Origin of the sequence: Pseudomonas sp. PB120 (assembly GCF_009761815.1) — a bacterium.
Taxonomy (GTDB): Bacteria; Pseudomonadota; Gammaproteobacteria; order Pseudomonadales; family Pseudomonadaceae; genus Aquipseudomonas.
The window spans coordinates 1-22,428 of record NZ_RWIN01000111.1 but is presented as its reverse complement, the minus strand read 5'-3'; the positions used below and the strand labels follow the sequence as shown (position 1 = coordinate 22,428).

Here is a 22,428-nt window from a genome sequence, read left to right as displayed (position 1 = left end):
CCGTCACTTCGCCTCCAACCCCGGTGCCTCACGAATAATAAAGTGATCCAGGTTCTCGATATTCGCACTGAACACCCCGAACGTCTGCTCGGGGTTTTTCTTGCTCGGCACCTGCTTCAACTCCGGCGTCACGCCATAAAAGAAACAATACAACTCCGCTTCACTGTCGATGGCATGCTTGATCTCCTCCAGAAACGCTTTGCGCTTGCGGTAGTTCTCGATCAGCTTCTTACTCAGGTAAACGTTGACCGAATAAGGCTTCTTCTTCGCCTCATCCGCTTGCTTGAACCACACCTTCTGCTCGAAATCGATACGAAAACTCTGCGTGTAATCCTTGATCTCCTTGATCCTGCCCCAGTAAATCAGCCCCTTGTTGTCCGTCAGGTATTCGATCTTCTTGAAGAACGACCCATAAGGCGCCGTGTGCTCGCCAATCTTCAGCGGCACGCGCTTGAGTAACTCCTTGTCCTCGAAATTCGAGACAAAACACTCCACCGGGTGGGCGAAGACGCTGGTCTTATCCGGCGCTGATTCGTGGCTTGGGTGATCGGTATCGTTGTGCTGTGTAAGCGGTTTCGGATCATCCCGCGTTGCATCCGCCGCCACCGCCGGGTTCGACGGCTTACGCACATACTGACGCCGAGTCAGCAACAATTCCGACGGGAAATGCTCCTCACGACTGTCATCCGTTTCCGCGCTGTCAGCATCCACACCGGACGCCGGTGCCTTGAGACTGACGTAAGGACAATCCGCGACATGCCGGGTGCTGGGCGTGTTCTTGAAGTGCGGGGTGCGGACGTAATTCACGTTTTTGGCATTGAACGTCGTCAGTACGTTTGCCGCATCGAATGTCGCCCTGCATGCGTCGTTGGGGCATTGGAAGTGTTCCTTGGCGGAATCAAACTCCATGGTTTCGTCGAAATTCAGATCGCGCACGTCATAGATCGACAGCTTGTCGTCGAGGCTGAGGCAGTAGGCGAGGTCGAATTTCATGGTGGGCTCGGGTCCTTGAGTGGGGAAGGGTATTAATAGCGGGAGGTGGAGCGGGTTGCACTGACTGTTTTCGACTTGGTGCAAAATCCGCCGAGCCGGATTGCGACTCTCAAAACCAACGGAGCCACCCAGATCGATATGATCGGCATTAAAATACCGGTTTTTAGGTGGGTTCCCTGGGTAGTCAGAATTATATTGCTGAAAGTGAAGGGTTGAGTCACAGTAGTCGGCATCATAGTTCCGATTATATGGCGCGCCATGTCAGGAAAATTCACGATCCAGACTTTCATTGAAGGCCATTGGCACGATGCAATGACGCTTTCTGTGTCGAACGTTCAGAAGGTTGATGAGTCGCGATGCAGTGCATCTTACGACCAGCATTACCTGGTCGATTTCATCGATAAACTAGAGACGCCGTTCGAGCCCGCCATCAGCGTGAACCTACCGCTGAGCTGGAACCCTGTCGATAGCAACGGCTATCCCCCATTTGTCTACGACATCATTCCAGCCGGCGCTGCTCGTAAATCGTTGCAGAAACGATTCGGTGGGGAAAAGCCTGATGGCATGGACATGAGCTTTTTCCTCCTGAGTCGCTGCACGCCTTCCCCCATTGGGCACTTGCGCGTGAAGGAGTCTTTCGAGCATATCGATCAGACTCGCAGGGAGGCCTTTGCGCGCAAAGAAGTCGTAGACAGAACAAATAACTTCCTCGAATACGCCTATGAATCTGGCGCTGCGCTAGGCGGTGCTACGGGTGCTCAGGGGGAAGCACCAAAGCTGCTTATGGTAGAGGATGGGGATGGAGCGCTTTATGCCGATGCGATGCTTTCTGACGAGCTTGCGCGTCGCCATTGGTTGGTGAAGTTTGCTCGCAACCAAGCCACTGAGCGCGACAAAAACATCCTGCGGGCCGAGTACCACTACTACAAAGCGATATCCCAGCTCGGTTTGAACACGATATCCACAGATGAACTGGTGCTGGAGGAAGCTGATAAGCCAAGTCTGTGGATGCCGCGCTTTGATAGGCGAGTCGCCAACGGCGTGGTGGAGAGGATTCCGGTCGAGTCAATTTATTCAGTGTGTGGGAACACCGAGCCTGGTTCGAGGATGAATCATGAGGATGTGCTCAGCCGCCTGATCCACCTGTGGCGTAAGAATGGGCAGGAGGGAGAGCTTGAGGAACTGGTATTTGAGTACCTACGCCGTGACCTGCTGAACCGTATCCTGGGGAATTCGGATAACCATGGGCGCAACATGGCCATTTTCAGGTATCGGGACAAATTCGAGCTGGCGCCAATATACGACCTTGCACCGATGGTGCTCGATCCGGAAGGCGTTACTCGAGTCACCAAGTGGGTGCCCGAGCATATGGGAAGTCCTGACTGGAGAGCGATCTGCGGATACTTCCAGGACGTGGTGGGCCCTGACGTGCTCTTCGAGCGTCTGCTCGAAGCAACTGAGACGTTTAGAGCTTTGCCGGATCTGCTGGTCGATCTTCCAGAGGAAGTGAGGCGCGCCCAGTCTATTCCAATGAACAATCTGGATAAGCGCCTGGTTGAATGGGGGCTGCAATGAAAGAGAACACCAACGAGGGGCGCAGGGAACTCATTGACGACATCGTGATGCAGCACGGGATAGGGACCGAAACCCTCGGGACCTCTATTCGCCGGCTACGGCTTGAGGTGACCGGTCTGGATCAGGAAACCTTTGCTGCCATGTGCAACATGTCGACCAAGGCCCTGTACCAGATCGAAAAGGACAAGGGTAATCCGACCATCAGCACCATCGACGCCATCTTGAGAAAATTCGGGTTGCGCCTGGGACTGACCATGGCTGCCACAACCCTTTACACGCCGCCGCTTGGGCAGCAAAAGCCGGTTTCCAAAGCGCCCGTTCGCGGCGCCAATCCTAAACGCAAGTCCGCAGGACAGCTTAATAGAGTGGCTACGTTGCGAGCCACAACGAAGACCAAGGATGGCGATAGGTGATGTGATGCCCATCACCGGAGGGTGAATTCTTAATCCGCGGAATGTCCTTGTTGCCAGCCACTGATCATCCTTTCGTTCATCCATCGGCAGCCCCGGAAAATGGGCTGCGCGACGTTAACGAACGTGGTTAATCGTGGCTGTAGGACGGATCCTGAATGACTCTACGCGGTTTCTCTTTCGTCGGGATTGCAGCGCAATCCTTAGGGCTCAACGGCTTCGTGAGCGTAGGTTTTAGAAGCCTAATCACTCAATCTTCAACCGCTTCACCTTCTGAAACAGCGAAGCAGTGAACTCATCCCGATCACTCGAATAGTGGCAACGTCGATGACAATTCGGACACAGCGCCACCGCATTGCTCGGGCGATCCGAACCTTCCTGCGCCAAATGCTTAACGTGATGAACCTCAAGAAACGGCCTGCCGTCCTTCTCAAACGGCGCCGGTTTTCCGCAACCCTCGCAGATACCCTTGGCCTCTTTTCGCACCCAGGCTCTTACCTCAGGATCGCGTACAAAAGCGTTGCCCGAGCTCGACACTTGTTGTGGTTTCAAAATCCCCTTCGGCTTGCCTTTGAACGGTTGCTTCTCAAGTTTGGCTGCACGTTGTTCTAGCATTGCCTCATCGGCGGTCGGGGCAAAGTCTTCCGGCGTTAAAGTACTCGTTGCGTTCAGCGCTTCACGAATGCTGCGCGCAACATTCGCGCCGACATTCTTGGCGGGTTTGTAGCCCTCAATGCGGTCTCGTTCGAGTTCGACCAACACGGTAGAGATGTTCTGCATCCGAAACTCAACCGAGCCTTTGGTGCGACCCGCTAAAGCACCTTCGCGCAGGACCCGATTCTCGTGTGCTTTATTGACCTTCTGACCGCTTTTCTCGCGTGACAGCATGCTGAGATAGGCGTCGACCGCAGCCTGAATCTCCGCGTCACTCCAGTCGCTGTTGCTCTTTTCCGTGTCCATACAATCGCCGAGGGCTGAAAACCCTCGGACGATACTGAGTGGCCATTACGACTGTCTACGAAAATTCCTACAGAAAATGCCGACGCTTCTTTCGGTCGGTCCTACAAAACCTACCAACAGAATGCTTTGAAGACTTAAACGCCTCCAAAACCTTTCGCCACCAAGGCTTAACCGCAGGCACGCTCCGACGTGTACGACCGAGTAACAGAAAGGGCATGTCTCGTAGCCGAATCCAGCCTTCATCCTGCCAATGCAACAGGCTCAGCGACATATCTGGCCAGTCCAACAAACTTAACATCGGCCGATCTGCATTCTTCCATTGCCCCGCATCGCGTAAGGCCGGGACCACTTGGTGGGTCAACCACTCACGCAATAACCGGTTCCCGGGCGCGTAGTGATACACCAACAACGCATAAGCACCGGATTCGCTGAGCATTAGTCGTTGCTCAGATTGTCCGTAGTACTCAATCAGCAACGTATGTCGCTGATCCTCGTCCAGTTTGCTCACCACGCGATCACTTAGATGGAAGCCCATTAGGCGACCGAGATCGCGGGCGCAGAACCATGGTTGGTTTTCCAAAAGGAGGGCATGAAGGTGAAGGTTGTGGCGTGCGAAGCGTGTTGGAATGATCGGATCAGGCATGACCGATCTCCGAGAAGGAGGATGAGCGGAGTGGTCTTTGTGTCGGCATATCCATTACCTCTACGTGTGAAGTTTGAGAGGGCCAAAACCCGACGTAGAGGACTTAAAGAAATCCCAACAAGCGTTCTCTTCAAACAGAAAATCGTACGTATGTCTTCGAGACATGCGCGATTACTGTGTGACGGAGTGGCTTCTACGTTGGGCGTTTCTTAGGCACCTGCAATTGAGCTTAGAGGTGCTTTGAGTGGGCATCAATGCGGAAGTGGCTGGAAGATCTGTAGGAGTTTTGGCGTAGCGACGTAGGGATTGAAAAGGGTTATTCATTCCTCAACAAAAAAGCCCCGATCAGATCGGGGCTTTTGCTTTTTCGATTCGACGATTCAGATTGCAATCATCAAATCGTGGCGAGCTCGGAAATTAATCCCAGCTAAGCGCCCCACCAGTCTGATACTCAATAACCCGAGTCTCAAAGAAATTCTTCTCTTTCTTCAAGTCCATAATCTCGCTCATCCAAGGGAACGGATTCGTAGTCCCCGGATACTCTTCCTTCAAACCAATCTGCGACAAGCGACGGTTAGCGATGAACTTCAGGTAATCCTCCATCATCGCCGCATTCATGCCCAACACGCCGCGAGGCATGGTGTCACGCGCATATTCGATCTCAAGCTGAGTGCCTTGCAGGATCATCTGCGAAGCCTCTTCCTTCATCTCGGCATCCCACAGGTGCGGGTTTTCGATTTTGATCTGGTTGATCACGTCGATGCCGAAGTTCAGGTGCATGGATTCGTCGCGCAGGATGTATTGGAACTGCTCGGCGACGCCGGTCATTTTGTTGCGGCGGCCCATGGAGAGGATTTGGGTGAAGCCGCAGTAGAAGAAGATGCCTTCCAGAACGCAGTAGTAGGCGATCAGGTTGCGCAGCAGTTCTTTGTCGGTTTCGACGGTGCCGGTTTCGAACTTCGGATCGGAGATCGAGCGGGTGTACTTCAGGCCCCAGGTGGCTTTTTTCGCGACCGATGGGATCTCGTGGTACATGTTGAAGATCTCGCCTTCATCCATGGCCAACGATTCGATGCAGTACTGGTAGGCGTGGGTGTGGATCGCCTCTTCGAACGCCTGGCGCAGGATGTACTGGCGGCATTCCGGGTTGGTGATCAGGCGGTACACGGCCAGGACCAGGTTGTTGGCAACCAGGGAGTCGGCGGTGGAGAAGAAGCCGAGGTTGCGCATCACGATGCGGCGCTCGTCGTCGGTCAGGCCTTCCGGGTCTTTCCAGAGGGCGATGTCGGCGGTCATGTTGACTTCTTGCGGCATCCAGTGGTTGGCGCAACCGTCCAGATACTTCTGCCAGGCCCAGTCGTACTTGAACGGTACGAGTTGGTTGAGGTCGGCGCGGCAGTTGATCATGCGCTTTTCGTCAACGGCGACACGGGCGGAGGCGCCTTCGAGTTCGGCGAGGCCTTCGGCGACGTCGAGGTTGTCCAGGGCAGCCTTGGCGCGAGCGATGGCGGCGGAGTCGGACGCGGTTACAGCGCGAGCTTCTTGAGCGGCAACACCGCCAGCGGTGTCGAGGCGGTCCATGTTGGCTTCTGTCGCGTGGCCGGCGTTGGCGCCTTTAACCACAGCTTCGGCGCTGTCTTCTTTGTCGAATTCGTCCCAGCTCAGCATGACGTGTCGTCTCCTGCGTGAGGGCCAGATGCCCGTGTGAAAACTGATCGGTTGGTTTTTCACACGACCGGTCTGGCCGCGTTGGATAGCGTTTTTTGCAGCGGTACACGCAGGCAAATAAACAGAATTTTTTACGGGGTTCCGAGAGCCGCTGATGGCGCTGCAGTCGTTGACGACGTCGGCCTGGGCTTCGGACTGGCTGTCATCCCCTGTAAGGGAATATTGCAGGCCCGTTTAAGTCGGCATTATAGGGAAATTTTTGCGGCCGTGGTGGGGCGAATCCGCGCACGGAGCGGTCGAGAAGGAGGGTTTTTCGGTCGGAGCGAGGGTTTATAGGGCTTTGACTGGAGATCGCGGGTGCAGATTTTTTTTTATAAATTTTGACGTACTACTTTTTTGTTCAAAAAATAGCCAGAAAATCGGTTTTTTCACTACATGTTGTGTTTTGAGTCGGTTTTCGGTGGCCCCAGACACAACTAAGCCCGACCGAAGCCGGGCTGTAAGTCACGCTCGAGGATTAGCTCAGGCGAGCGGCACCTACGTGGTCGGCACCATCGGCAGCCACTTTGGCGGCACCGGTGTGATCGGAGCCGTCAGCCGCGACTTTGGCAGCGCCAGTGTGATCAAAACCATCGGAAGCCAGTTTGCCTGCACCGACGTGATCGGCACCATCGGCGGCGAAGGAGGCCGAACCGGTGTGGTCGTAACCGTCAGCAGCGACAGCGGCTTCGGTGGTGAAAGCGGCCGAGCCGGTGCGGTCGTAACCGTCGGCGGCGAAGGTGTTGGCGGCCAGCACAGACAGGGTCAGGGCGAGGATCAGTTTGGTTTTCATGGTGTTTGCTCCAGGTTCGTTGGCGTTGTGTGCCTTGGTATGGATTTCATGTTACGCCGATCAATTCGATTAAAAAGCGCAAATAAATGCTTAAAAGAATCAATTAAATCGATATATACGGTCCGGCGCTTCATCTGCCTGATCAACGAGGCGGGTGGGTCGAACCGTTAAGGGGGAGTGCGGGGGATTAGCCGTTGGAGCAGCCGTTACCCATGACAAGGTAACTCAGAATGTGGCGTTGACCTTTCGAGTCGTCGTATTCCATTTTCGCCGGTACCACTTCACACACATTCGGGATTTCGCTCATGGAAACAACTTTGGCGATGTCCAGGTGAGTGGAGTAAGTGTATTCCTCAACGGCGGGTTGTTGCTGTGCGACATCAGTCTGGGCCTCGTCTGCCATCGCTGTTGCGCACAGGCTGCTGAGGACTAGAACTAATAAAGCTTTCATTTCAGTTTTACCTTTTAGAGGTCGAGTGGGGTCACGCAACCTTTTTGGGGTTGCGTGTGGAACTTCATTACCGGGTGTTTGATTAACTGCCTTCGTGGGGGCTGTAACTTGGTTAATCAGGGTTTGCCTTGTTGGCGAGGTGGATTTTAGGCGTGGGGTCGGGATTCATATAGGTGGGCTTTTGATAAACACCTTTGACAGTTTTCGTAACAATCACCGAATAACGTGTTGGTGGGCAGATGCTGACCTTGTAGGAGCCAGTTTGCTGGCGATAAACCTGAGAGCGCCACGGGGTGTCAGGAGGGGCGCGTTATCGTTGACGACCATCGCGAGCAGGCTCGCTCCTACAGGGGCGCGTGTGTCCGGGTGGGCTTATCACGATGTTTTGTAGGGGCTTGTTACTACCATCGTCGAATGGTTCTATAGCCCCGGCCCGGCTACAACGGAGTCATACAAAAACAACTATTTCACCGAGGTAAGAAAGATGAGTGCGGCTTCTCTGTATCCCGTTCGTCCCGAGGTAGCAGCCAACACGCTGACCGACGAGGCAACCTACAAAGCCATGTACCAGCAGTCGGTCGTCAACCCTGACGGCTTCTGGCGCGAGCAAGCCAAGCGCCTCGACTGGATCAAGCCTTTCACCACGGTGAAACAGACTTCTTTCGACGATCACCATGTCGACATCAAATGGTTTGCCGACGGCACCCTGAACGTTTCCTACAACTGCCTCGACCGTCATCTGGCCGAGCGCGGCGATCAAGTCGCGATCATTTGGGAAGGGGATGACCCTGCCGAAAGTCGCAACATCACCTACCGCGAGCTGCACGAACAAGTCTGCAAGTTTGCCAACGCCTTGCGCGGCCAGGATGTGCACCGTGGCGACGTGGTGACTATCTATATGCCGATGATTCCCGAAGCCGTGGTCGCCATGCTGGCCTGCACCCGGATCGGCGCGATTCACTCGGTGGTGTTCGGTGGTTTCTCGCCGGAAGCCCTGGCCGGTCGCATCATTGACTGCCGCTCCAAAGTGGTGATCACCGCAGACGAAGGTATTCGTGCCGGCAAGAAAATCCCGCTCAAGTCCAACGTCGACGATGCGCTGACCAACCCGGAAACCAGCAGCATCCAGAAAGTCATCGTGTGCAAGCGCACCGGTGGCGACATCAAGTGGAACCAGCATCGCGACATCTGGTTTGAAGACCTGATGAAAGTGGCCGGCACCGTGTGTGCACCGAAAGAGATGGGCGCCGAAGAAGCGCTGTTCATCCTTTACACCTCCGGTTCGACCGGCAAACCGAAGGGCGTACAACACACCACCGGCGGTTACTTGCTGTACGCCGCCATGACCCATGAGCGCGTGTTCGACTACCGCCCGGGCGAAATCTACTGGTGCACCGCCGACGTCGGCTGGGTCACTGGTCACACGTACATCGTCTACGGCCCGCTGGCCAACGGCGCGACCACCGTGCTGTTCGAAGGCGTGCCGAACTACCCGGACATCACCCGGGTGGCGAAGATCGTCGACAAGCACAAGGTCAACATCCTCTACACCGCGCCGACCGCGATCCGCGCCATGATGGCGGCGGGCACTGCAGCCGTTGAAGGCGCTGATGGCAGCAGCCTGCGCCTGCTGGGTTCGGTGGGTGAGCCGATCAACCCGGAAGCGTGGGACTGGTATTACAAGAACGTCGGTCAATCCCGTTGCCCGATCGTCGATACCTGGTGGCAGACCGAAACCGGCGGCAACATGATGAGCCCGTTGCCGGGTGCGCATGGCCTGAAGCCGGGTTCGGCGGCGCGTCCATTCTTCGGCGTGGTGCCGGCACTGGTGGACAACCTGGGCAACATTCTCGAAGGCGTTACCGAGGGCAACCTGGTGATTCTCGATTCGTGGCCAGGCCAGGCGCGCACGTTGTATGGCGACCATGATCGTTTCGTCGACACTTACTTCAAGACCTTCCGTGGCATGTACTTCACCGGTGACGGTGCGCGTCGTGACGAGGACGGTTATTACTGGATCACCGGTCGCGTGGATGATGTGCTGAACGTCTCCGGCCACCGCATGGGCACCGCCGAAATCGAAAGCGCGATGGTTGCGCACCCGAAAGTCGCCGAGGCTGCCGTAGTCGGCGTGCCGCACGACATCAAGGGGCAGGGCATTTATGTCTATGTCACGTTGATTGGTGGCGAAGAGCCGAGCGAGCAGCTGCGTCTGGAACTGAAAAACTGGGTGCGTAAAGAGATCGGCCCGATTGCTTCGCCAGATGTAATTCAGTGGGCGCCGGGGCTGCCGAAGACGCGTTCGGGCAAGATCATGCGCCGGATTCTGCGCAAGATTGCGACGGCTGAGTACGATGGATTGGGCGATATTTCGACCTTGGCGGACCCGGGTGTGGTGCAGCATTTGATTGATACGCACAAGACGATGAATGTTGCGTAAGTAGCGTTTGGCGTTATTAAACCCCTGCCAGGTGTTGAGCCTGGTGGGGTTTTTTATTGGCTGATGGTTTTGTGTTGCCTGATAGGGCCTCATCGCGAGCAGGCTCACTCCCACAGTGGATCTCCAGTGGATGAAGATTGCGTGCCAGACGCAGATCCCCTGTAGGAGTGAGCCTGCTCGCGATGGCGATCTATCGAACACCCCATAAACCCCAGCCAATAATTATCGGCTTCCCCCGCAGCCCATTTCCCACTGTTACCCGCCACCCTTCAAGTAACTGAATGTGTAACCGCCCGCGCCGATACGGGGCGATGGGAAACGCAAAGCCCCGCATCAGCGCACCCATACGTCCCGCCAAAAATAAGAACCCACGCTGCACTTGCCGGATTAGAAGGCTTTGCCAATAATAGGCCCGCAATTTGCTATGTATATCGGTTCACTGTCTTTTGCTCTTGCATGAATTTGCAGAGCTGTCAACGCGCCCAAGCGGCTTTCTCGGTGCTTCTGTAATTTGTTGTCGCATTGAAGAAATATCGGCTTCGGGCCTGTCGTTAGAATGCCGATCACTCGCTCGTTGTTGCTCGCGTTTAAAAAAAAGCGCGATTCCTGCAGCGCGGCAACGCTTTCAGGTTCCACTCACTCGCATATTGGGCCGTCGCTCACTCTGCCGTTTTAGCCCTTTACCGATGGAGTCCCAAGATGAAGAAACTCGTGCTGCTTGGCGCCCTGGCACTGTCCGTGCTGTCCCTGCCAACCTTCGCCGATGAAAAACCTCTGAAAATCGGTATCGAAGCGGCTTACCCTCCGTTCGCTTCCAAAGCACCGGACGGCAGCATCGTTGGTTTCGACTACGACATCGGCAACGCCCTGTGCGAGCAGATGCAGGTCAAGTGCGTCTGGGTCGAGCAAGAGTTCGACGGTCTGATCCCTGCACTCAAAGTGCGCAAGATCGACGCGATCCTGTCGTCCATGTCGATCACTGAAGACCGCAAGAAGTCCGTGGACTTCACCAACAAGTACTACAACACCCCGGCGCGCCTGGTCATGAAGGCCGGCACTCCGGTCAGCGACAGCCTGGCTGAGCTGAAGGGCAAGAACATCGGCGTGCAACGTGGTTCGATCCACGAGCGTTTCGCCCGCGAAGTCCTGGCCCCGCTGGGTGCCGAGATCAAGCCGTACGGTTCGCAGAACGAAATTTACCTCGACGTGGCTGCCGGTCGCCTCGACGGCACCGTGGCAGACGCTACGCTGCTGGATGACGGTTTCCTGAAAACCGACGCCGGCAAAGGCTTCGCGTTCGTTGGTCCGGCCTTCACCGACGTCAAATACTTCGGCGACGGCGTAGGCATCGCGGTTCGCAAGGGCGACGCGCTGAAAGACAAGATCAACACCGCGATCGCTGCCATTCGCGAGAACGGCAAGTACAAGCAAATCCAGGACAAGTACTTCGCCTTCGATATCTACGGCAAGTAACACGTCCCGGCGACAAGCCCGAATGGCGCAAGCAACAGGATCTCTGAGGTTTGCGCCATTTTTTCATCCCAACTTTCGAGGACCTGAATCATGTTGAAAGGCTACGGGGCTGTCATCCTCGATGGCGCATGGTTGACGCTTCAGCTCGCCTTGTCGTCCATGGCCCTGGCCATCGTTCTGGGTCTGATCGGCGTTGCGCTGCGTCTTTCGCCGGTGCGCTGGCTGGCGTGGCTGGGCGATCTGTATTCCACGGTGATCCGCGGTATTCCCGACCTGGTGCTGATCCTGCTGATTTTCTACGGCGGTCAGGACCTGCTCAACCGCGTCGCACCGATGCTGGGCTATGACGATTACATCGACCTGAACCCGTTGGCCGCCGGTATCGGCACCCTGGGCTTCATCTTCGGTGCGTACCTGTCGGAGACGTTCCGTGGCGCCTTCATGGCGATCCCGAAAGGTCAGGCAGAAGCCGGCATGGCGTACGGCATGAGCAGTTTTCAGGTGTTCTTCCGGGTGTTGGTGCCACAGATGATTCGCTTGGCGATTCCGGGCTTTACCAACAACTGGCTGGTACTGACCAAGGCCACCGCGCTGATTTCGGTGGTCGGTCTGCAAGACATGATGTTCAAGGCCAAGCAGGCGGCAGATGCCACCCGCGAGCCTTTCACCTTCTTCCTCGCAGTGGCGGCGATGTACCTGGTGATCACCAGCGTCTCGTTGCTGGCATTGCGTCACCTTGAGAAGCGCTACTCGGTAGGCGTAAGGGCGGCTGATCTATGATCTTCGACTACAACGTCATTTGGGAGGCCCTGCCGCTGTACCTCGGCGGCCTGGTGACCACCCTCAAGTTGCTCGCGCTGTCGCTGTTCTTCGGCCTGTTGTGTGCGTTGCCGCTGGGGCTGATGCGCGTCTCCAAGAACGCGGTCGTCAACATGACGGCCTGGCTCTACACCTACGTGATCCGCGGCACACCGATGCTGGTGCAGCTGTTTTTGATCTACTACGGTCTGGCGCAATTCGAAGCCGTGCGTGAAAGCTTCCTGTGGCCATGGCTGTCCAGCGCGACGTTCTGTGCGTGCCTGGCGTTCGCGATCAACACCAGCGCCTACACTGCTGAAATCATCGCCGGCAGCCTGCGCGCTACGCCGAACGGTGAGATCGAAGCGGCCAAGGCGATGGGCATGTCGCGCTTCAAGATGTACAAGCGGATTCTGCTGCCATCGGCCCTGCGCCGGGCGCTGCCGCAGTACAGCAACGAAGTGATCATGATGCTGCAGACCACCAGCCTGGCGTCCATCGTGACCCTGATCGACATCACCGGTGCCGCGCGCACGGTCAACGCCCAGTTCTACTTGCCGTTCGAAGCCTACATCACCGCCGGCGTGTTCTACCTGTGCCTGACCTTCATCCTGGTGAAGCTGTTCAAACTGGCCGAGCGCCGCTGGCTGGGCTATCTGGCCCCGCGGAAGCACTGATATGGAACGCATCGATCATCCATTGCCGTGGAGCCACCTCGGTAGCGAACGCCAGATTTCGGTGTTCCGCTTTGGTAGCGGCGAGCGCAAGGCCTACATCCAGGCCAGCCTGCACGCCGACGAATTGCCAGGCATGCGCACGGCCTGGGAGCTGAAAAAGCGCCTGGCCGAACTCGAGGCTCAAGGCTTGCTCAACGGCGTGATCGAGCTGGTGCCGGTGGCCAATCCACTGGGCCTCGGTCAATTGCTGCAAGGCAGTCATCAAGGGCGTTTCGAAGCGGGCAGCGGCAAGAATTTCAACCGCGATTTCGTCGAGCTGAGCGCGCCCGTGGCCGCTGCGCTGGATGGGCATCTGGGCGATGATCCGCACGCCAATATCCGCTTGATCCGTCAGGCCATGAGCGATCACCTCGCGGCATTGCCCGAGGCGAGCAGTCAGTTGCAAGGCATGCAACGCGTGTTGCTCAGCCATGCCTGCACCGCCGATGTGGTGCTGGATCTGCACTGCGACGCCGAAGCCGCGCTGCACATGTATGCGTTGCCGCAACACTGGCCGCAATGGCGTTCCCTGGCCGCGCACCTGAATGTGAAGGTGGGTTTGCTGGCGGAAGATTCCGGTGGCAGTTCCTTCGACGAAGCCTGCTCGCTGCCGTGGCTGCGTCTGTCGCGTCAGTTCCCGGATGCGCAGATTCCACTGGCCTGTCTGGCGACTACCATTGAATTAGGGGGCCAGGCCGATACCGGCCGCGCGGACGCCGAGGCTTACGCCGAAGGCATTCTGGCGTTCCTCGCCGAGCAAGGCTTGATTAGCGGCGAATGGCCGAAACCTGCGCAAGACCCTTGCGAAGGCATGCCGTTCGAAGGCACCGAATTGTTGTTCGCGCCGCATCCGGGCGTGATCAGTTTCCTGCGTAAGCCGGGCGAATGGATTGACGCCGGCGACGAGATTTTCGAAGTGATCGATCCGTTATCGGATCGGGTCAGCACGGTGTGTGCTGGTACGTCCGGGGTGCTGTTTGCCATTGAACGGCTGCGTTATGCCCAACCCGGTTTCTGGCTGGCCAAGGTGGCGGGGCGCGAAGCGCTGCGTCACGGGCGCTTGCTCAACGACTGACTGACTGTTTTTGTGAGAACCGACCGCATGTACAAACTTGAAGTCCAAGACCTGCATAAACGCTATGGCAGTCACGAAGTGCTCAAGGGCGTGTCCCTGAAAGCGGCGGCTGGCGATGTGATCAGCATCATCGGCTCCAGTGGCTCCGGCAAAAGTACCTTCCTGCGCTGCATCAACCTGCTGGAGCAGCCGCACGCTGGCCGGATTCTGCTCAACAACGAAGAGCTGAAACTGGTGGCAAACAAGGACGGCGCGATGAAAGCGGCCGACCCGAAGCAGCTGCAACGCATGCGTTCGCGCCTGTCGATGGTGTTCCAGCATTTCAACCTGTGGTCACACATGACTGCGCTGGAAAACATCATGGAAGCACCGGTCCACGTGCTCGGCATGTCCAAGGCCGAAGCCCGCGACAAGGCCGAGCACTACCTGAACAAGGTAGGCGTGGCACATCGCAAGGACGCTTACCCGGGCCACATGTCCGGTGGCGAGCAGCAGCGCGTGGCGATTGCCCGTGCACTGGCGATGGAACCCGAGGTGATGCTGTTCGACGAACCGACCTCGGCCCTCGACCCGGAACTGGTCGGCGACGTGCTGAAAGTGATGCAGGCCCTGGCCCTCGAAGGCCGGACCATGGTGGTGGTGACCCACGAAATGGGCTTCGCCCGTGAAGTGTCGAACCAGCTGGTGTTCCTTCACAAAGGTGTCGTCGAAGAAAGCGGCAACCCGCGTGAAGTGCTGGTCAATCCACAGTCCGAACGCCTGCAGCAATTCCTCTCGGGCAGCCTGAAGTAATCAGGACTGCCGTTGTGCACCGGGATAGTGCATGCTTCGCGATTTAGAGGCCACCCCCGATCCCTTGTGGGAGCTGGCCTGCCGGCGATGGCGGTGTGTCAGATTACATCTCTGGTACAGATAAACCGACATCGCCGGCAAGCCAGCTCCCACATTTGATCTTTGTTGGTTTTTAGATGTGCGTTCATTTACGGGCTAGCATTGGCCCATGCCTTCATCACTGTTCTTCGCTTCGGATTGCCCGCCCATGACTGCCCATCGAATTGGTTTCCTGATTTGGCCCAGCACTAAAGCACTGACGCTTGCGCTGGCTGAGGAGGCCTTGCGTGTTGCCCAGCGTGTGCATCCGGACGTGGTCTACGAACTGTCGTTCCTGCAGGCCGAGCCGCCGGCCGAAGGTGCCTGGCAATTGCCGGGAGAGCCGTGGACCGGCAAGCTCGAAAACTTCCAGAAACTGTTCCTGCTCGCCGATGAGCCGCCGACCACCCTCGCGCCGGCGCTTAGCAGTTCGTTGAAACAACTGGTGCGGGCCGGTTGCGTGATCGGTGGTTTATCCGCCGGTGTCTACCCGTTGGCACAGCTCGGTTTGCTCGATGGTTATCGCGCCGCAGTTCACTGGCGCTGGCAGGACGATTTCGCCGAACGTTTCCCGAAAGTCATCGCCACCAGCCATCTGTTCGACTGGGATCGCGATCGCCTGACCGCATGCGGCGGCATGTCCGTACTCGATCTGCTGCTGGCCGTGCTGGCCCGTGATCACGGTGCGGAACTGGCCGGCGCCGTGTCCGAAGAACTGGTGGTCGAGCGAATCCGCGAAGGCGGCGAACGCCAGCGCATCCCGTTGCAGAATCGTCTCGGCTCCAGCCATCCGAAGCTCACCCAGGCGGTGTTGCTGATGGAAGCCAACATCGAAGAACCGCTGACCACCGACGAAATCGCCCAGCATGTGTGCGTTTCCCGCCGGCAGCTGGAACGCATCTTCAAGCAATACCTCAACCGCGTGCCGAGCCAGTACTACCTGGAATTGCGCCTGAACAAGGCCCGGCAAATGTTGATGCAAACCAGCAAGTCGATCATTCAGATCGGCCTGTCGTGTGGCTTCTCTTCAGGGCCGCATTTCTCCAGCGCCTACCGCAACTTCTTCGGTGCCACGCCGCGGGAAGATCGCAACCAGCGGCGTAGCAGCAGTCCGTTCGAGTTGTCGTCGGTGCCGTCGGAACGGGGCTGACCGCGGCCTTATTCGTCGACTTCGGACCCGTCCGTGGACGAAATGTGCATCTCACCTCGATTGATCACTTCTTCCACACCGAAATCGGTGCCCGTGCTCTCGTAATAGTCGATCAGTCGCAACACACTTTCCTCGGAAAACGGATTGCCGCGAAGGCTGATGTTCTCGGCCACGTCCATGGACAATTCCATGATGTCGCTCGGGACCTCAGTGATGGCATTTTCACTGAGATCGGCCCAATCCAGTTCCTGCAGTTGGAGCAGGCCGCGAGGGATTTCGGTGATGCCGGTCTCAGGCAGCAGAACGGTGGCGAGCCCCGGCATTTGGCTGAGGTCGGGCGTCAGCCCCAAGGGGTTGAGGCTCAGATCCAGGTAGTCGAGCTGCTCCATTCCCGCTAATGCGCTTGCGGATTCAGTGGACAAACTGATGCGGCAGTCGGGCAGTGACAGTGATCGCAGTCGTCCCATCTTGAACACCGCTTCGGGAATGTCGCCAAGGTTGCACTCTCGCAGCCTCAGGCTTCTGAGGTTGGGGAATGATTCTAGGAAGCGTCCGATACGAGTCACACCCTCGACACTTTGCAGCTCCAGCGACGAGACATGGCTGAAGTCTGCACTTAGCGTCGGTAACTCCCCGGTTATTCGGGGGCTGATGACCAGTTCAAACGTTGGCTCAAGCAACTCATTGAAATCGTCCAGTTCGGTGTCATGCCGCCAGCATCGTTCCAGCGCTTGCTTGAATTCGTCGCGGTTGGCGTGCTCGACAAACAGTTGGCGCTCATTGAACGGTTCGCCCGTGCGCGGGTGGAGCGCTGGCACATCCGCTGTCCATGCCGCCAGATCGTTACTTAACTGGGCCAGTTCTGCTTCCAGATTGCTCAGCTCCACTCGGCCATCCGCCAGTGTGCCGGGCAATTCGTAGACGAACTCACTGGCTTGCTCAACCTCCAGGTTCGGGTAAAGCGCCCTGACGCGTTCGATATCTGTCTCGGGGGCAAGAACGCCCAGGTCGTATGAGTTTTCGAGGTAATGAAGCTTGATCAGTTCTCGGGCGCTGTCGGCGAGCGGATTGTTTGAGAGGTGCACGCCGCGCTTTTCGTAGGCGACGCTGTCGAGTATCCCGGGAGGCAGCTCGGTAATCTGGTTGTTCGTCAGCATAAGCGTGTCGAGCTTGGGGTGGCGCAGGGCGCTGTCGGGAATCCTTGTCAGGCCTGTTTCGCTCAGGTCCAGGTGCACCAGTTCTGGCATGGACTGAATACCGGGAACCGTGTCGAACGGATTGCGGAACAGGTCCAGCATCACCAGTTTTTTCAATGAAGACAGCCTTGACCAGTTGGCGGCGTCGAACGTGATTGCGCAGTCGTTGAGCAGCAACGCATCTAGATTGGCCATCTGAGGAATCGCATCGGGCAGGGTGCTCAACGAGAACCGGCGTAAATCAAGTCGACGAAGCCCCTCGAAACCTTGCAGAAAGCCGTGAAGACCTTGCTCGGCATGGCTACCTTCAAGGGCAAGCAGCGAGACGTGGCTGAAGTCGGCCGTCAGGACTGGCAGATCGCCCAGAATCGGTTCCGCGAACCTCAGCGTGTATCGATTACCACCGTCCGCTGAATCCAGGTCCCGGGGTGATTGCCTGCGCCAGCTACGCTGGATTTCTTGCGCCAGCAACCGTCGATTGTGCTGCTGGCCCTGGAACTCCAGATCGCTCAGCGGGAGACGGGTTTCGGGGTGAATGCTCGGGGCGTTGCTTATCCAGTTGTCCAGGTCGCGATGCAGTCGCTCCAGTTCGTTGTACAGGCGAGAAAGCTCGACGCGAGCGCCATCAGGATGGCTCTGTAAACCCGTGACCAATGGTTGCAGTTCTTCCTGGGTCAGGCTGGGATAAACCGCGCGAACCCGTTCATCGAGCGTGGGCGTTGGATTGCCGCTGCGGGCATAACCCTCTGTGCCCCCGGGCAAACGCATGGTCGTGGGGTCGTAGAACGGTTTTCGAATCGGGTTTTTCGCGAACAGCGTGCGCAGTTGCGGTTTGCTTGTTGCCTGCTCGGCGATGCGCACTTTGAGTGCTGGGCCGTCTTCGGCCGAAAACCCCATGGCGTTGCGTTGTGCCTCAGGTAATGAGTCCAGAATGGCCTGATAAAAATCACCGGGCCGCTCATTGTTCCCGTGGACCTGATAAGTGAAGTCCTCTGCTTGCACCAATATTTTGAGGTTTGTCGCATCGGGCTCGCCAATGCTGTCGCGCAAGATTCCGTCATGGGAATACTCCCTGACTTCGATCCGTATATCAGCGGGGGGCCAGCCGGGCAACGATTCGAGGCTGTGCAGCGCCAGGCGATGGGTATCGGTGGAGTCCATGCCCTCGAGATAGAAACCCTCGTACGCTCTGGCAACGCGCACCGCTTCCAACGCTTTCAGTGCGACGTCCTTGAGACGCTGTGGCACTCGACCGTTGTTCAGTTGCATCAGCTCGGTGCTCGATGCATTGCTCACCAGTTCTTGTGCTGCGTCGGTTGGTAAACCCCGTACGTCGTCGAGCAGCAGTTGAACCTGCCGGCCTGCGGGTTTTTCCAGTGCTTGGTAGCGAGACTGGAAGAGCGATTTGCGCTGGTTCATGGCCTGATCGTAATCAGGATGGTCGCTGCGGTGTTGCTCGATCAAGGCCTGAATGTCGCGGTCGATCTGGAAGCGTTTGATGGTGTCGGTCAGCAGCGAAGGTGGGCGGTGATTCTCGACGTGGGTTTCGCGCAGCACGTTCTCGTGAAAACCGCTGATCTGCAGGATTTGCTCGCGCTCGGCGCTGGTGAACGACTCGACGCTGTGACCGAGGCGGCGCATCACGGTTTCCCGGTTCCACGTCAACGGTTGGTCCAGAGATGTTTGCCAGGCGCCATGCTGGTTGTGCCGCAAAGGGGGCTGATAAGCATCGGCCCGATCCGGATGCTGAATCAGGAACCGTCCGGACTCGCTGTCCAGTTTTACGGCGTAGAGTTTCCCCTCCAGGGGCAGAAGCGTTTTTTCCTGATGGTGATAGAGACCTGATGGATCAGGTTTTACCCCGTCGGGCAGGCGCAGCGTCTGTTCATAAGGCGCAAGATCCGGCTTCCAGTAACGGGTTTTCCCTTCTGGCGTCGCGATGGGTTTGAGCGGATCGATCAGCGCAACCGCTTCGCGCGAGAGCAGACGGCTGAAGGCACCGGCAGCGAGCGCACCACCCATCGCGAAGGTCCCCACTTCAACGACCGTCTCGACGATTGTCATCAAGTGGCCGAACGCTTCGGTCTTCAAGCCTTCGGCCCAGTCGATGACGCCTTCGAAGGTATCGTCGAGCACCTGGTACGCCATGTAGGTCAGCATCAACTCGCCCAGAAAAGGCACAAAGGGCAGGGCAACGAACGACGCAACTTCCAGGACCTTTTCGGCGACATTGCTAAAGGCGTCCCACGCCGCCCATCGTGCCGCCCGGTCGGCACTGGCGGTAGAGACGGCCTGGGTGCGTGCGTCATTGAGTATCTTGTTCAGTTGCTGTTGGTAGAGGTGGGCCCACAGATTGTTTCTGATCTGGCTTATCGAGAACTGCAGGTTAGGTTTTTCGACGGGGGTATCACGCCAGCTTGGCAACGGATCACCGCGCGTGTGTTCATGCCAGGTCACGGCGCGTAGACGGCTGTTGAGGTCCGCGAAAAAGTGCCCTCTTTCCTGATGATCGACAAACCGGCTGAAGAACGCCTGATAAGCCGGAGCGCGCAGTTTGCGGGTCAGTTCTGTCATGAACGACAGGGTGTCGGGGTATTGCTTGAGCGGATGTTCCGGATCGTCCGGGATGTAAGCGATGATCCGCGAGCGTTGGGGCATGAGCCCGAGTTTCGGTGCGAAAATCACGATGCCCGTCAGCGATGAAGACATTATTTTCAGGTCGTGGCAGTGCAGTAGCCAATCATCCAGCCCCACGTTTTCGCGGCCTTCCATCAGGTCGAGAATCGAACGGCAGGCATCAGCCGGCAGGTCCTTCCGGGTCTGGGCCAGTTGCAGGGCGGAACGAAGTGCTGCCTTGTGCGTTTTGATGACATTCGATTTCAACACAGCCGCAGCGACCGCATCGGTAAACCCCAGGTTTTCCTTGAGGTGCGCTTCGTATCGACCGCCGATATCCAGTTCCCTGCACAAACGGGTGAAGTTTTGAATGGAGAGTTGGCGTTTAATCGCCGGCAACGTATCGAAATGCCCGGCGGGGGAAGGTTCGGTGATGAACGTCGAGTCGGTTTCGTAGGCACTGGTTTCAGTCTCTGAAGACTGAAAGTTGTGCAGGGCGGCGTCGAGCAGCGAGACCGTCCAGGTACGAGCGGCACCGGTCTTGACCGGAAACCACGGGATGGTCTGCGGGATATACAGGCGCAGGAAAGTGGTTTTGACGTCCAGTTCCAGGCCGTACCGGGTTTTCAATGCGTCACTCAGCAGCGGTTCGGCAAAGTCCCGAACGTTTTGCAGTTTGTTCAGCCGCGACTCCAGCTGGTTGCGTTGGGTCAGGTATTCCGTGGTGGCCGCTTTCAGTGATTGATGTTGCTCACGGGTTGCCTGAGCGTGCCAGTCGGGGAAGTCGAGCCGGGCGCTCTTCAGTGCGAGGCGTGTCGCGGGGGATGCAGTTGTTACCCAGGCGGGCAAATTGTGAAACGCATGCTGGAAATGCGCGTCTGGCTGGGTCGTAAGCTCGGGGTCGTGCTGAATCATTGCGCTAGTCCTTTAGCGATTGGAGGGAGGCCAAAGGAAAACAAACAATGAAGCACCCTGTGCGGTACATATTTACCGCACTGCTCGACAAGCCTGCCTATAACCTGTGCCAGCGGTTTAAACTGCGCCTTTGCGACGGTATATGTCGCATTGCCGTAAACCCGGCTGAAACCGGGGTTTGCGCTATAAGAAGTTGTCGCTTGGCGGCAAGGCCGGGCTGAAAACTGTCCTTACAATCCCCCCATCGCTCGCCAGTTTCAGGCGGGTGTTCCTCTTCAGGAGACTCCGATGTCCGTTGAGCACGCTGCGGTAGAACGCGCCGATTTCGACCAGGTAATGGTTCCCAACTATGCGCCTGCCGCATTCATCCCTGTGCGTGGCGCCGGTTCCCGCGTCTGGGACCAGTCTGGTCGCGAGCTGATCGACTTCGCCGGCGGGATCGCCGTCAACGTATTGGGCCATGCGCACCCGGCGCTGGTCGGTGCCTTGACCGAACAAGCGAACAAGCTGTGGCACGTGTCCAACGTGTTTACCAATGAGCCGGCACTGCGCCTGGCGCATAAGCTGATCAATGCGACGTTTGCCGAGCGTGCATTCTTCTGCAACTCCGGCGCCGAAGCCAACGAGGCCGCCCTCAAGCTGGCCCGTCGCGTCGGTTTCGACCGTGCCGGCACCGAGAAGTACGAAATCATCGCGACCGTCAACAGCTTCCACGGACGTACCCTGTTCACCGTGAACGTCGGTGGCCAGCCGAAATATTCCGACGGCTTCGGTCCGAAAATCACCGGCATCACCCACGTGCCGTACAACGATCTGTCGGCGCTGAAAGCGGCCATTTCCGACAAGACCTGTGCAGTCATCCTAGAACCGATCCAGGGCGAAAGCGGTGTGATCCCGGCCGAACTCGAATACCTGCAAGGCGCCCGTGACCTGTGCAACGCGCACAACGCGCTGCTGATTTTCGACGAAGTGCAGACCGGCATGGGCCGTACCGGCCATCTGTTTGCCTACCAGCATTACGGCGTGATCCCGGACATCCTGACCAGCGCGAAGAGCCTGGGCGGTGGTTTCCCGATCGCCGCGATGCTGACCACCGAAGCGCTGGCCAAGCACCTGGTCGTGGGCACCCACGGCACCACCTATGGCGGCAACCCGCTGGCGTGTGCTGTTGCCGAAGCCGTGATCGACGTGATCAACACCCCTGAAGTGCTGGCCGGCGTCAATGCAAAACACGACAAGTTCAAGGCTCGCCTGGAGCAGATCGGCGAGAAGTACGGCCTGTTCACCCAAGTGCGTGGCATGGGCCTGTTGATCGGTTGCGTACTGAGCGATGCCTGGAAAGGCAAGGCCAAGGACGTCTTCAACGCCGCCGAGCGTGAAGGCCTGATGGTCCTGCAAGCCGGCCCGGACGTGGTGCGTTTCGCGCCAAGCCTGGTGGTGGAAGACGCCGACATCGATGCCGGCCTGGACCGTTTCGAACGCGCTGCAGCGAAACTGACGCAAGCCTGATAGACCCTTCGACGCCTGACCCTTCAGGCGTCGAACCAATTTTTTACGCCGTACCCGCTTTTCTGTAGGAGCGAGCTTGCTCGCGATGGAGTGTCAGTCGACACCAATGTGACTGACCCACCATCGCGAGCAAGCTCG

At 57.6% G+C, this 22,428-nt stretch carries 17 protein-coding genes and 1 pseudogene; 10 read left to right on the top strand and 8 right to left on the bottom strand.

Translation table 11 applies throughout. The features are described from left to right. Positions 1–3 precede the first annotated feature (3 nt). Positions 4–993 (bottom strand): hypothetical protein, encoded by a 990-nt coding sequence (locus EJA72_RS20095; protein ID WP_157713117.1) that lies wholly within the window; start codon positions 991–993, stop codon positions 4–6. Positions 994–1,251: 258 nt separating this feature from the next. Between EJA72_RS20095 and EJA72_RS20090 the strand changes: the two genes are divergently transcribed. After that, complete coding sequence (locus tag EJA72_RS20090) at positions 1,252–2,568, top strand: type II toxin-antitoxin system HipA family toxin (RefSeq protein WP_157713116.1); 1,317 nt, start codon at positions 1,252–1,254, stop codon at positions 2,566–2,568. Next, positions 2,565–2,981: a helix-turn-helix transcriptional regulator gene (locus EJA72_RS20085; protein ID WP_256679727.1), complete on the top strand. Its 417-nt coding sequence runs from the start codon at positions 2,565–2,567 to the stop codon at positions 2,979–2,981. Before EJA72_RS20090 ends, EJA72_RS20085 begins: the two co-directional genes overlap by 4 nt. Positions 2,982–3,224: 243 nt before the next feature. Here EJA72_RS20085 and EJA72_RS20080 read toward each other — a convergent pair whose 3' ends face one another. The 6 genes and pseudogenes from EJA72_RS20080 to EJA72_RS29340 form a co-directional block, all read right to left on the bottom strand. Further along, entirely contained in the window at positions 3,225–3,938 is a 714-nt protein-coding gene (locus tag EJA72_RS20080) for an HNH endonuclease signature motif containing protein (RefSeq protein ID WP_157713114.1), read from the bottom strand. 67 nt (positions 3,939–4,005) lie between these two features. Beyond that, positions 4,006–4,581, bottom strand: coding sequence for a Bro-N domain-containing protein (locus EJA72_RS20075; protein ID WP_157713113.1), 576 nt, complete (start codon positions 4,579–4,581; stop codon positions 4,006–4,008). Positions 4,582–4,998: 417 nt separating this feature from the next. Further along, positions 4,999–6,249 (bottom strand): ribonucleotide-diphosphate reductase subunit beta, encoded by a 1,251-nt coding sequence (locus tag EJA72_RS20070; RefSeq protein WP_157713112.1) that lies wholly within the window; start codon positions 6,247–6,249, stop codon positions 4,999–5,001. 517 nt (positions 6,250–6,766) lie between these two features. After that, positions 6,767–7,081: a hypothetical protein gene (locus tag EJA72_RS20065; RefSeq protein ID WP_157713111.1), complete on the bottom strand. Its 315-nt coding sequence runs from the start codon at positions 7,079–7,081 to the stop codon at positions 6,767–6,769. Positions 7,082–7,268: 187 nt separating this feature from the next. After that, positions 7,269–7,532, bottom strand: a complete 264-nt coding sequence (locus tag EJA72_RS20060; protein ID WP_157713110.1) for a DUF2790 domain-containing protein — start codon at positions 7,530–7,532, stop codon at positions 7,269–7,271. A 249-nt stretch (positions 7,533–7,781) separates the two neighbouring features. Beyond that, positions 7,782–7,859 (bottom strand): annotated as a pseudogene (locus tag EJA72_RS29340) (YqgE/AlgH family protein); the annotation flags it as partial. A gap of 157 nt (positions 7,860–8,016) precedes the next feature. Between EJA72_RS29340 and acs the strand changes: the two are divergent. The 7 genes from acs to argR all read left to right on the top strand — a co-directional run bounded on the left by acs (position 8,017) and on the right by argR (position 16,054). Beyond that, complete coding sequence (gene acs, locus EJA72_RS20055) at positions 8,017–9,972, top strand: acetate--CoA ligase (RefSeq protein ID WP_157713109.1); 1,956 nt, start codon at positions 8,017–8,019, stop codon at positions 9,970–9,972. 699 nt (positions 9,973–10,671) lie between these two features. Then, a complete protein-coding gene (locus EJA72_RS20050; protein WP_090187130.1) occupies positions 10,672–11,445 on the top strand; it encodes an ABC transporter substrate-binding protein in 774 nt (257 codons plus the stop codon). Positions 11,446–11,535: 90 nt separating this feature from the next. Next, entirely contained in the window at positions 11,536–12,225 is a 690-nt protein-coding gene (locus EJA72_RS20045; RefSeq protein ID WP_007951063.1) for an ABC transporter permease, read from the top strand. Beyond that, positions 12,222–12,920, top strand: coding sequence for an ABC transporter permease (locus EJA72_RS20040; RefSeq protein WP_157713108.1), 699 nt, complete (start codon positions 12,222–12,224; stop codon positions 12,918–12,920). The genes EJA72_RS20045 and EJA72_RS20040 overlap by 4 nt, the downstream gene beginning before the upstream one ends. A gap of 1 nt (position 12,921) precedes the next feature. Continuing rightward, the gene (locus EJA72_RS20035) at positions 12,922–14,034 is read left to right on the top strand and encodes a M14 family metallopeptidase (protein ID WP_157713107.1); all 1,113 of its coding nucleotides are present in this window, start codon (positions 12,922–12,924) and stop codon (positions 14,032–14,034) included. A 27-nt stretch (positions 14,035–14,061) separates the two neighbouring features. After that, positions 14,062–14,826: an ABC transporter ATP-binding protein gene (locus tag EJA72_RS20030; RefSeq protein ID WP_157713106.1), complete on the top strand. Its 765-nt coding sequence runs from the start codon at positions 14,062–14,064 to the stop codon at positions 14,824–14,826. Positions 14,827–15,073: 247 nt separating this feature from the next. Then, the gene (gene argR, locus EJA72_RS20025) at positions 15,074–16,054 is read left to right on the top strand and encodes a transcriptional regulator ArgR (RefSeq protein WP_157713105.1); all 981 of its coding nucleotides are present in this window, start codon (positions 15,074–15,076) and stop codon (positions 16,052–16,054) included. An 8-nt stretch (positions 16,055–16,062) separates the two neighbouring features. Here argR and EJA72_RS20020 read toward each other — a convergent pair whose 3' ends face one another. Next, positions 16,063–20,781 (bottom strand): dermonecrotic toxin domain-containing protein, encoded by a 4,719-nt coding sequence (locus tag EJA72_RS20020; RefSeq protein ID WP_157713104.1) that lies wholly within the window; start codon positions 20,779–20,781, stop codon positions 16,063–16,065. Between the two features lie 288 nt (positions 20,782–21,069). On the opposite strand from EJA72_RS20020, the gene EJA72_RS20015 reads away from it, so the two are divergent. Beyond that, the gene (locus tag EJA72_RS20015; RefSeq protein ID WP_157713103.1) at positions 21,070–22,290 is read left to right on the top strand and encodes an aspartate aminotransferase family protein; all 1,221 of its coding nucleotides are present in this window, start codon (positions 21,070–21,072) and stop codon (positions 22,288–22,290) included. Positions 22,291–22,428 lie beyond the last annotated feature (138 nt).